Here is a 10,499-nt window from a genome sequence, read left to right as displayed (position 1 = left end):
GGTCGAGCCGCTTGAGCAGAAGGCTGTGGAGGTCGACGAAGTCGCCGGGCAAATGCATCGCCACGATCTGGCGCTTGCCCTCCGACATATAATAAACGCGCGCCAGCAATCCGCCGATCAGCAAGGTGCTGTATTCGGCCGGCACGCCGGCGCGGATCAATGTGTCGCCCGGCGCATGGACCCGTATTTCCGCGAGCCCCTTGGTCAAGGCGGCGCGTTCTTCGTCCGAGAGAATATCGCGCCGCTCGATCGCGCGCAGCAGCGACGCGATGATCAGGTCTTCATCGCCCTCGGCGGCTTGCGCCCTTGCTCCTGTCGCCATGTTCCCGCCCTGCCCTACGCTCTGTTACCCGATACCCGGCGGTGATCTGCGCCTCGGCCAGAGGGCCGTCAAGAACATGGGCTAAACCTTGATCGATCAGGCTCTAGTGAACGGAACGGAAGCGTTCGATCAGCGCGATCCGGCTCTGCAGCTTCGCCCGCCACTTCGCGTCGGCCGGCGCTTTGGCCAGCAGATCGCGCCAGGTCGCATCCGCGCCCTCGGCGTCGCCCATCTGCAGATAGGCCAACCCCAGGAAATATTGGGGCGCGGGATTGCCGGGCGCGACCGCCGCGGCGCGCTCGAAGGCGTAATGCGCGGCCGGCGTCAGCGCGCCGTCGGCATCGGCCTGGAGCGCGTTGCCGAGGCCCAGCCACAGCATCATGCTGTCGGGCTCGCGCGCCAGAAAGGCGTGGATCACGCCCACCGCATAATCGGGATCGCCATTGCCGATGAAGGCGTCGGCCCCGTCGAGCTGGAGCGCATCGAAACCGACGGTTTCCAGCCAGATTTTGCGTTCATGCGCGAACAACGTGTCGTGGCCGCGGCGCCCCTCGTTGGGTGGCGCCGGATGGCCCGCCAGCGCCGGGCGGCCCTGCCAGGCATAGCCGGCAAGCCCGACCAGCATCGCCGCGCCGATCAGTTGGAGCGCGCCGCGTCCCGGGCGCGCAAGCACGACCAGTCCGGCGGCGGTCACCATCGCCAGCAGCAGCGAGATCAGCCAGCCGTTCATGCCCGCCTCCGCCGGAAGCTGCGGCGCGCAACCGCGATGCCGATCGCGACGAACAACAAGGGCGCAGCCCACAGCAGCCAGGTGGTGCGATCGAGCGGCGGCTCGTAGCTCACCCATGAGCCATAGCGCCGCACCAGCCACGCCCGGATCGCGGCCGGCTTTTCGCCCGCGGCGATCCGCTCGCGGATCATCGCGCGCATGTCGCCCGCCAGTTCGGCGTCGCTATCGGCGATCGACTGACCCTGGCAAACCAGGCAGCGGATCGTCTCCATCAGCGCCTGGGCCTGCGCTTCCTGCCGGGGATCCGGCAGCTGCGTATAGGCCAATGGCGCGGGCGGCAGATCGCTGTCCGCCAGCGCCGGCGCGGCGACCAGGGCGAAGGCGATCAGGAGCCGCTTCATCGCGCCGCTTTCACCGCCGCGATCACGCCCGCTACGTCCTGCGGGTTGATCGGGCCGATCGTCTGCTGGCGGATCATGCCCTTGCCGTCGACGACGAAGCTTTCGGGCACGCCCGACGATCCGAATGCCATCTGCACCTGGCTCGCATCGTCGGCGCCGATCGCGCGGAACGGATTGCCGTTGCGGCCAAGGAACCGCGCCAGCGCCTCCGGCTTGTCGCGCACCGCGATGCCGACCACCGGCACGCCGGCATCCGCGATCGCCTTCAATTGCGGCGCCTCCGCCACGCATGGCACGCACCAGCTGGCGAAGATATTGACCAGATGCGGCTTGCCGGCGGCGAGATCGCTGCTCGAAAGACCGGGCAGCCCAGCCGTCGCGGGGGACAGCACGAAGCTCGGCACCGACGCGCCGATCATCTTGGACGTGATGTTGGTGTCGTCGGGCTTGGCGAGGCCATAGGTCAGCGCCGAACCGAGCAGGATGAAGGCGATCAGCGGCGCCCATTTCATGCGCTCATTCATAGAACGCCTCCTGCCGCCGTGTGCGTCCCCGCCAGACGCGGCCGATCAGGGCGAGCGTGCCGCCGATCGCGATCAGCGCACCGCCGGCCCAGATCAGGGTCACGAACGGCTTCCACCACAGACGCAGCTGCCACCGCCCATCGCCGGTCGCCTTGCCGAGCACGGTGTAAAGCTGCCCGTCGATCGCGGTGTGGATCGCGCTCTCGCTGGTCTCGGTCGGCGGCGCCCAGTAAAAGCGCGCCTGCGGCTGCAGGATCAGCGCATCACCATCGCCCCGCCGCGCCTCCAGGGTCGCCTCGAGCGCCTGCCAGTTCGCCCCGAAGGTCGGGTCCACGCCCGCGAACCGAACCTGATAGGGCCCGACCGCGATCGTCTCGCCGACCCGCGCCGCGACCAGTTTCTCGACCGTGAAGCTGCTATCGCACGCCATGCCCGCGAGGCTGACCGCTATGCCGAAATGCGCCACGACCATACCCCACACGAACAAGGGCGTACGCAGCAGATTGCGGCGCCACAGCGGCGCGACGCTGGCCAATGCGAGCCCCGCTGCCAGTGCGAGCCCGAGCCAGGGCAGGATCCGGATCGTCGGCGCGGCGAGCTTGACCGCCACCAGCGCGATAAATGCGGCGATAGCCGCCGGCGCGATCCGCCGCAGCAAGAGGCGCAGATTGTCGCGCCGCCAGCGCAGTAGCGGGGCTGCGCCCATGACCGCGACCAGGATCAGGGCCAACGGCCCGGCGGCGGCATTGAAGTAAGGCGGCCCGACCGAAAGTTTGGTGCCGGACACGGCCTCCACGATCAGCGGATAGAGCGTGCCGACCAGCACGATCCCCAGGATCGCCGAAAGCAAAAGATTGTTCGCGACCAGCCCCGCCTCGCGGCTGACCGGATCGAAACGCGCGCCCTCGCGCACCGTGCCGACGCGCGCGCCGAACAAAGCCAGCGCGCCGCCGATATACAGGAACAGCAGCACCAGCAGGAAAGAGCCCCGCCGCGGATCGACCGCGAAGGCGTGGACGCTGGTGAGAATGCCCGAACGCACCAGGAAGGTGCCGACCATGCTCATCGAGAAGGCGATCACCGCCAGCATCAGGGTCCACGCACGCAGCCCGTCGCGCGTCGCCAGCACCGTCACCGAATGGAGCAACGCCGTCGCCGCCAGCCACGGCATCAGCGAGGCATTCTCGACCGGATCCCAGAACCACCAGCCGCCCCAGCCAAGCTCGTAATAGGCCCAATAGCTGCCCGCGGTGATGCCGAGCGTCAGGAATATCCACGCGCCCAGCACCCATGGCCGCATCGCGCGCGCAAAGGCCGGACCGACGTCGCGCGTCACCAGCGCCCCGATCGCGAAGGAGAAAGCGACCGACAGACCGACATAGCCGCAATAGAGCGTGGGCGGATGGAAGGCCAAACCCGGGTCCTGCAGCAGCGGATTGAGCCCCTGCCCTTCCAGCGGCGCCGGATCGAGCCGGTCGAACGGGTTCGAGGCGAACAGCAGGAAAGCGTAGAAACCGAGCGCGATCGCCGCCTGCCCACCGAGCGTCGCCCACAAGGTGCGCGCCTCCAGCTTGCGCTCGAACAGGGCCACCGCCGCGCCCGCCACGCCCAGGATCGTGACCCACATCAGCATCGAGCCTTCGTGGTTCCCCCACGTCGCTGCGAAGCGATAGAGAAGCGGCTTCTCGCTATGGTCGTTCTCGAAGACGAGTTTCACCGACAGGTCGACCCGCACGAACAGCCAGATCAGGATCGCGAAGGCGGCGGCGGTCAGCACCGCCTGCGCGACCGCGACCGGCCGCACGATCGCCGCCAGTTCCGCCTGGCCCCGCACCGCGAACGCCGCCGCGATCAGCTGCAGCGCGCACAAGGCGGCGCCGAGCCAGAGCGCGGCAAGGCCGGCCTCGGCGATCACTTCCTCAAGCTCTCGCTCTTGTGCATCGCGCCCGCCACCTGCGGCGGCACATAGCGCTCGTCATGCTTGGCGAGGATCGTGGCGGCCACGAATTGCCCGGCCGCATCGAACTTGCCGTCGGCGACCACGCCCGATCCTTCGCGGAACAGCGCCGGCACGATCCCCGAGAAACGGACCGGCACGCTCGCCCCGCCGTCGGTGACGACGAAGGTGATCGTGACACCATCGGGCAGCCGCTTGATCGATCCCTTCTCGACCATGCCGCCCAGCCGCACTGCCGCGCCCGGTTCAAGATGGACCTTGGCCACGTCGCTCGGCGTGTAGAAATAGGCCGCCTGATCCTTGAGCGCGGACAAGGCCAGCAAGGCCGCCGCGACGATCGCCGCCACCGCCAGCAATGCCAGCGCCAATCGCTGTGTCTTGGGTTTCATGGCCGTCAGGCCTTGCCCTGACGGTCGAGCGCGTCGGCGCGCACCTCGGACCGGCGCAAGGCCGCCAGCGCCCAGCCGAGCAGGCCGAGCGTCCCGCCGATCGCCACCACATAGGCCGCGATCACGAACGGCCAGGCATCGAACGTCGCGGTCATGCTGTCGCCAATCGTTTGAGCCGCGCCTCGACCTTCGCATCGGCCAGCATCGCCCGCATCCGCATCAGCACGACGCTCACGAAGATCAGACTGAAGCCGACCACCGCGATCGGGATCGGCCACAAGATGCGGTTGTCGATCGTCGATCCGGTCAGGCCGATGCTCTCGCCCTGATGGAGCGTGCGCCACCACAAAACCGAATAATGGATGATCGGCAGATTGACCGCGCCGACCAGCCCGAAGATCGCCGCGATCTTCTGCCCGCCTTCCTCGCGCCCCGCCGCCTGGGCGAGCGCGATATAAGCGAGATAAAGAAAGAACAGGATCAGCATCGACGTCAGCCGTCCGTCCCATTCCCACCAGGTGCCCCAGGTCGGGCGTCCCCAGATCGACCCCGTGATCAGGCAGATCGCGGCATAGACCGCGCCCGGCGCGGCGGTGGCGCGCGCGGCGACGTACGCGAGCGGGTGCCGCCACACCAATTGCATGAAGCTCGCCACCGCGATCCCGGCCCAGCCCGCCATGCCCAGCCAGGCCGACGGTACATGGATGTAGATGATCCGGACGGTGTCGCCCTGCAGGTAGTCGGGCGGCGTCAGCACCAGCCCGCCGGTCAGCGCGATCGCGACGAGCAGCATTCCGCCCCAGCCGAACCAGGCGGTCAGCGGACGCGCGAGGCGCACGAAGCGGGCGGGATTGGCGAAACGGTGCATGGGGTAACTCCGGCCCGCATTAGTCGAGCCGGCCGGGTGTGGAAAGGCGGGTTGCGCTAAGCCCCCTTGCCCGCCAAGCGCAGGCCGGTGGATCGCCCCGAACCCGACCGCCGCCTGCTCGGCATCGCGATGCGCGCGGGTTCGGCGACCGCCTTCGCCGGCATGTCAGCCTTGTTGAAGGGTGCGAGCGTCCACGGTGTCGCGACCCCCGAAATGATTTTCTATCGCAATGCCTGGGCGCTGATCGTGGTCGCGATCTGGATCAGCTTCGGCCCGGGCTGGGCAGCGGTGAAGACGCGCGCACCGCTCGCGCATCTGACCCGTTCGTCGATCGGCCTCACCTCGATGCTGCTCACCTTCGGCGCGCTCGCCTTGCTGCCGCTGGGCGAGGCGACCACGCTCACTTATGCCGCGCCGATCGTCGCGACCCTGCTGTCGGGCCTGATCCTGAGCGAGCGGATCGGCCCGCGCCGCTGGGGCGCGGTCGCGGTCGGCTTCGTCGGCGTTTTGCTGGTGGCGCGGCCGGGCGACGGCATCACCATGATCGGGCTGGTCGTCGGCATCGCCGCCGCCTTCGGCCAATCCGCGGTGATGATCACCGTCCGCCAGATCAGCCGCACCGAACATACCGCCGCGATCGTATTCTGGTTCACGATCTTCTCGCTGATCGCGGGCATCGCTTTGCTGCCCTTCTTCGGACACACGCACGACGCGCTGACCTATGCGATGCTCGCCGGTGCGGGGCTGCTCGGCGGCTTCGGCCAGCTCACCATGACATCGTCGCTGCGCTTCGCACCGGTATCGGTGGTGGTGCCGCTCGATTACCTTCAGATCGTCTGGGGCATTGCGATCGGCTGGCTGGTCTTCCTGTCGCCGCCGACCTGGCTGATGCTGGCAGGCGCGGCCTTGATCGCGGCCAGCGGCATCTACACCGCCTACCGCGAACATGCGCGCGGGCGGATCCCGGCCGAGGCCGGCGCCATGCCCGAATCTAGTTGAAATTTCTCCCCTCCCACTTGTGGGAGGGGGCGGGGGAGGGGCTATCTAATCTCGGGATTCCCCTCCCCTGGCCCCTCCCGCAAGTGGGAGGGGAACAACTTAAGCCCGCCCGATCAGCGCCATCGCCATGCGATCGGCGACGCGCGCCTCGGTTTCGCCGGTGGCGGCGCTTTCCGCCCAGATCGTCTCGAGCCGGCCCGGAATCAGCTGCAGGCGCGCCTCGACCTCGGCGCGGTCGCCCTGCCCCAGATATTCGAGCGTGACGTTGATGATCCCGCCCGCGTTGATCACATAATCGGGCGCATAGAGGATGCCGCGATTGTGCAGCCGGTCGCCGTCCTCGGGCGTGGCGAGCTGGTTGTTGGCACCCCCCGCCACGATCGGCGTGTTGAGCGCCGCAATCGATTCGGCGGTCAGGATCGCACCGAGCGCACACGGGCTGATCACGTCCGCCGCGATCGACAATATGTTCACCGCATCGGCCACCGATCCGCCCAGTTCGGCCGCAAGCTTCGCCGCGCGTGCCTGATCCACGTCGGCCAAGGTAAGCTTCGCGCCTTCTGCCGCCAGCAACCGCGCGAGCCCGCCGCCGACCGAGCCGACGCCCTGGATCGCGACATGCACGCCCGCCGCGCTGTCCTTGCCGAGCTTATGCTTGATCGCGGCCTTGACACCCAGGAATACGCCCATCGATGTGGACGGGCCGGGATCGCCCCCGGCAAGGCCCTCGCCGACCGGCAAGCCGGAGACGTGGCGCGTCTCGCGTCCGATCGCGACGAGATCGGCCTCGCCCATGCCGACATCCTCGGCGGTGACGTAACGTCCGCCGAGCGATTCGATCGCGCGGCCGAAGGCGGCCAGCATTTCGGGCGTCTTGGTCCGGTTCGCGTCGGCCAGGATCACGCCCTTGCCGCCGCCGGCGGGCAGGCCCGCCATCGCATTCTTGAAGCTCATGCCGCGCGACAGGCGCAGCGCATCGGTCACCGCCTCATTGGCGTCGGCATAGTGCCAGAAACGGGTGCCGCCCGCCGCCGGTCCGAGGTGTGTCGAGTGAATCGCAATGACCGCGCGCAGGCCCGTGGCTTCATCCGAAAAGAAATGAACGCCTTCATGGGCGTCGAAATCGGGCAGGTCCCAAACCGCAGGCATGATTCTCACTCGCTAAGAAAATTGCTGTCCAGCGCAATAATCTTGTGAGCGCTTGTTCGGAAGCCTGAAAAAGCTGGGGCGGATGACGGGACTTGAACCCGCGACCCTCGGTACCACAATCCCGAAGCTACATTGATTTCATTGGATTTTTTTGTAAACCAAATCCCTGACCGCCCCTTACATCTCAATAACTTACCCTGCCGCTGTAAACCGCCCGCATCTTTTTTTGACGTTCAATTTCTCGGAAAACGGCGCTGCGCAGATGTCTGCTATTGGTGGTTAGCAGTCGTATCAAAGGCACCCCGTCGAAGTCTTGCTGCCGGCGTAGTCCGGAGGCAACGGAAGACCGGCTTCCTGCTTAAGCGCCATGTCAGCGTTGCAATATTTGAGTCGGGATTGGGTGGTCAGTACGCGGGAGAAGAAATCCGCCGTTTCACCGATGTCGCCTTGGCTCCTCGCCAACGCGTACACATCGATCGTCGTGTTCGCGGGCTCGGGAATGGAATCCTTCCAGTGACGGGTTGCGACCACGATGAGGCTTTGGCGGCGCTGTTTGAAATATGCCCTCACAAATCTCACAGAAGACACAATGTCTTCTCCGGTGTGAGGATCATCCGAGACGGTGTCCTCGAAGCGAGCCTTGTGATCTACCCCGACTATATTCCAGTCACGGGGCTGCTCGCCATTCTGCATGAGGATCGTGAAGAGGGAATACCCATGCGCGTTGCCGTTCCCTCGCCAACCGACGACAACTAGCGCTTCGCGCCCATCGCTCGCGAAATCGGGCACGCGATTTACGCCCGTGTGAAGGGCGATCTCAGTTGCCCCGCTAAGGACCTTCGTAATTGCCGAGTTCGTCGCCGCTTGGATGCCAACCGATTGCGCCATCGCGATGAGCGCCAAGATCACACGGAAGCTAGTCATATCCATTTGTCTCACAGCGCATGAACGTCCGCAATTGGGTCGGAAGCGGACGTTGCCACCGAGCCTAAGGTCGCGAGCGCTTGCGTGTCACTCCCACAACCGTTTAGGGTCACCATACCTCGGGACGGCTTAGTCACCAGATCGAGGTGCGCATCATGCGCCGAACACGGGTCCGCTCACGTCGGGCGGCCCGCTGAATACAACAGGCCGAAAGGCCAAATATGCGGGGCGTGCTTACCCGTGTTCGCGCGTGACTAACCGTCCCGGCACCAGCCGGGGCGAACACGGGGACATGTCATTGGCGCCAGAGCGATGAATCTTTTGGAAGATGATGCGCGCAAGGCTGGAGGCAGGCATCTACCTAGCTGCCAGCACCCGCCACAATTCATGTCCTTCAGCTAACAATCACTGGGGGAAGCAACATCATGAAGAGAATCGCCACAGTCGTTGCCCTTGCAGGGGCATGCCTCAGCCTTAGTGGCTGTGTCCTCGGGCCGAGCGATCCAGCGAACCACATGGATGACTTCCTGGCGCAGACCAACTCCTGGGCTCAGGGTATGCAGGCCAACTCCCAACAGATGCTTCAGAGCACCTCGGCAGGAATGCAGCAGACCCAGACGGCCAATCGGGAATGGACGCAGCAAAATAGCGATGGAACGATCGTCCATTGCATTACGGTGGGCGTCTACACGACCTGCAAATAGCCCGATCGCCCCCCATGCCCGCCATCCGAAAATTTCCGCCGACCGTCGAAATCAAGCGGGTGATCGCCGCCGCCGAACGGGCTGGCATTGAGATCGCGTCCATAGAAATCCAACCGGGCCGGATCACGATCCAAGCTCGGGAGCTATCGGGCAAGAACGTGTCGATCGACGATGAATTTGATCTTTGGAAAGCGAGTCAGGCCCGCCTAGCCACAGGCCTTGGGAATCAGGCCGGAAAAACCGATGCTCCACCTAAAAAAACGGTGAAAATTCAGAAATCTAGCGAATCGCTTCGAACGCCGAGCTGTAAACAATCGAAGGAATTGGGCTTTTTATGTAAACCCAAAACCGAGTGACTTCTCAAAAATTACCGCTAAGTACTTGAGAAGTGGGGCGGATGACGGGACTTGAACCCGCGACCCTCGGTACCACAAACCGATGCTCTAACCAACTGAGCTACAACCGCCACGCTGTCGCCGTCCGCCTTTGCGGACGCGCGAGCAGCCCCTTAGAGTTGCCCTGCGGTCGCGGTCAAGGTTTCCGGCTGCGCTTCGTTGCGACCGTGTCCCCACGGCACCAGCGCCCACAACCGTTCGTGGAAATAATAAAGCAATATCTTGGTGACGACCTCTGTCCCCGCGATCGACCCCGCCGTCTTCACGTCCTGCGTAAAGATCAGGCCGAGGATGAACGTGTCGATCGATCCCAATGTGCGCCAGCTGACCGCCTTCACGAAGGAGCGCGGGTGCGATTCACGGCCACGGAACAGGAACATGCACGTCTCCTCTTAGCGGCGGCTTGTACGGGCCGACCTCCCGCACCGTCCACGAGGTTTGGCTTGAGTCGTCAGAACCGGAACTTGGCCGGAAACGGATCCGGAAAATGCACGATTTGGCCCCGGGCGCTGGCTCAGCTAGGGCGGGCGCGATGACCCCCGATACCGCTTTTGCCGCCTGGATTCGCGACACGCTTGGCCACGAGCCGCGTGACATCGCCCTGTTCCGGCGTGCGCTGACGCATGGCAGCCAGGGTGGGCCGACCTATCAGCGGCTCGAATTCCTCGGCGATCGCGTGCTCGGCCTCGCGATCGCGACCTGGCTCTACGAAATCTTCCCTGACGATCCCGAAGGCAATTTGTCGGCGCGATTGAACGTCGTGGTCAGCCGCGAAGTCTGCGCCGAGGTCGGCCGCGAACTGAACGTGCCCGCACACCTCATCCTCGGCAAGCAGGCGCGCGACGACGGTGCGCAGCTGAGCGACAATGTCGTCGGCGATGTCGTCGAGGCGCTGATTGGCGCGATCTATCTCGAGGCCAGGCTCGACGGCGCCACTGTCTTCGTCCGCCGCGCCTGGGACGGCAAGCTCGACCGCGGCGCCGAAGCGCCCAAGCATCCCAAATCCGCGCTGCAGGAATGGGCCGCCGCGCGTCAATGCGCCCCGCCCGTCTATACGTTGGTGGGACAGCATGGTCCGCACCACGCTCCCTTGTTCACGGTCAAGGTCGAGGTCGGCGGCAAGCGCGGCGGCAGCGT

At 65.6% G+C, this 10,499-nt stretch carries 15 protein-coding genes and 1 tRNA gene; 4 read left to right on the top strand and 12 right to left on the bottom strand.

Going from position 1 to position 10,499, the window contains the following annotated elements; all coding sequences use genetic code 11:
* From VK533_RS05705 to ccmC, 8 genes are all read right to left on the bottom strand, one after another.
* Positions 1–322 (bottom strand): cyclic nucleotide-binding domain-containing protein (locus tag VK533_RS05705; RefSeq protein WP_324375844.1); only part of this gene is annotated, 322 nt, incomplete at its 3' end.
* A 103-nt stretch (positions 323–425) separates the two neighbouring features.
* A complete protein-coding gene (locus VK533_RS05700; RefSeq protein WP_324375842.1) occupies positions 426–1,052 on the bottom strand; it encodes a tetratricopeptide repeat protein in 627 nt (208 codons plus the stop codon).
* Positions 1,049–1,453 carry a cytochrome c-type biogenesis protein gene (locus VK533_RS05695; protein ID WP_324375840.1) on the bottom strand — a complete coding sequence of 135 codons (405 nt, stop codon included), beginning with the start codon at positions 1,451–1,453 and terminating at the stop codon, positions 1,049–1,051. The genes VK533_RS05700 and VK533_RS05695 overlap by 4 nt, the downstream gene beginning before the upstream one ends.
* A complete protein-coding gene (locus VK533_RS05690; RefSeq protein ID WP_324375838.1) occupies positions 1,450–1,977 on the bottom strand; it encodes a redoxin family protein in 528 nt (175 codons plus the stop codon). The genes VK533_RS05695 and VK533_RS05690 overlap by 4 nt, the downstream gene beginning before the upstream one ends.
* Positions 1,970–3,892 carry a heme lyase CcmF/NrfE family subunit gene (locus VK533_RS05685; protein ID WP_324375836.1) on the bottom strand — a complete coding sequence of 641 codons (1,923 nt, stop codon included), beginning with the start codon at positions 3,890–3,892 and terminating at the stop codon, positions 1,970–1,972. Before VK533_RS05685 ends, VK533_RS05690 begins: the two co-directional genes overlap by 8 nt.
* The gene (gene ccmE / locus VK533_RS05680) at positions 3,889–4,323 is read right to left on the bottom strand and encodes a cytochrome c maturation protein CcmE (RefSeq protein ID WP_324375834.1); all 435 of its coding nucleotides are present in this window, start codon (positions 4,321–4,323) and stop codon (positions 3,889–3,891) included. Before ccmE ends, VK533_RS05685 begins: the two co-directional genes overlap by 4 nt.
* A gap of 5 nt (positions 4,324–4,328) precedes the next feature.
* Positions 4,329–4,478, bottom strand: a complete 150-nt coding sequence (locus tag VK533_RS05675; protein WP_324375832.1) for a hypothetical protein — start codon at positions 4,476–4,478, stop codon at positions 4,329–4,331.
* On the bottom strand, positions 4,475–5,191 hold the full coding sequence (ccmC, locus tag VK533_RS05670) for a heme ABC transporter permease CcmC (protein WP_324375830.1): 717 nt from the start codon (positions 5,189–5,191) through the stop codon (positions 4,475–4,477). The genes VK533_RS05675 and ccmC overlap by 4 nt, the downstream gene beginning before the upstream one ends.
* An 87-nt stretch (positions 5,192–5,278) precedes the next feature.
* Here ccmC and VK533_RS05665 point away from each other — a divergent pair, with 87 nt between their 5' ends.
* A complete protein-coding gene (locus VK533_RS05665) occupies positions 5,279–6,190 on the top strand; it encodes a DMT family transporter (RefSeq protein ID WP_324375828.1) in 912 nt (303 codons plus the stop codon).
* A 99-nt stretch (positions 6,191–6,289) separates the two neighbouring features.
* On the opposite strand, the gene VK533_RS05660 is transcribed toward VK533_RS05665, so the two are convergent.
* Both VK533_RS05660 and VK533_RS05655 read right to left on the bottom strand, forming a co-directional pair.
* Complete coding sequence (locus VK533_RS05660; RefSeq protein ID WP_324375826.1) at positions 6,290–7,339, bottom strand: Glu/Leu/Phe/Val family dehydrogenase; 1,050 nt, start codon at positions 7,337–7,339, stop codon at positions 6,290–6,292.
* Positions 7,340–7,630: 291 nt separating this feature from the next.
* Positions 7,631–8,263, bottom strand: a complete 633-nt coding sequence (locus tag VK533_RS05655) for a hypothetical protein (RefSeq protein WP_324375824.1) — start codon at positions 8,261–8,263, stop codon at positions 7,631–7,633.
* A gap of 515 nt (positions 8,264–8,778) precedes the next feature.
* Here VK533_RS05655 and VK533_RS05650 point away from each other — a divergent pair.
* Complete coding sequence (locus VK533_RS05650) at positions 8,779–8,967, top strand: hypothetical protein (protein WP_324375822.1); 189 nt, start codon at positions 8,779–8,781, stop codon at positions 8,965–8,967.
* A 14-nt stretch (positions 8,968–8,981) separates the two neighbouring features.
* Positions 8,982–9,323 (top strand): hypothetical protein, encoded by a 342-nt coding sequence (locus VK533_RS05645; RefSeq protein WP_324375820.1) that lies wholly within the window; start codon positions 8,982–8,984, stop codon positions 9,321–9,323.
* 33 nt (positions 9,324–9,356) lie between these two features.
* On the opposite strand, the gene VK533_RS05640 is transcribed toward VK533_RS05645, so the two are convergent.
* Positions 9,357–9,433 (bottom strand) — tRNA-His (locus VK533_RS05640).
* A 42-nt stretch (positions 9,434–9,475) separates the two neighbouring features.
* Positions 9,476–9,742, bottom strand: a complete 267-nt coding sequence (locus tag VK533_RS05635; RefSeq protein ID WP_324375818.1) for a DUF2061 domain-containing protein — start codon at positions 9,740–9,742, stop codon at positions 9,476–9,478.
* Positions 9,743–9,894: 152 nt separating this feature from the next.
* Between VK533_RS05635 and rnc the strand changes: the two genes are divergently transcribed.
* Positions 9,895–10,499: ribonuclease III (gene rnc, locus VK533_RS05630; RefSeq protein ID WP_324375816.1), on the top strand; the 605-nt coding region annotated here is incomplete at its 3' end.

The organism is Sphingomonas sp. (assembly GCF_035317925.1).
In the GTDB taxonomy this organism is placed as follows: domain Bacteria; phylum Pseudomonadota; class Alphaproteobacteria; order Sphingomonadales; family Sphingomonadaceae; genus Sphingomonas_I.
This window is presented reverse-complemented; position numbering and strand designations above follow the sequence as displayed.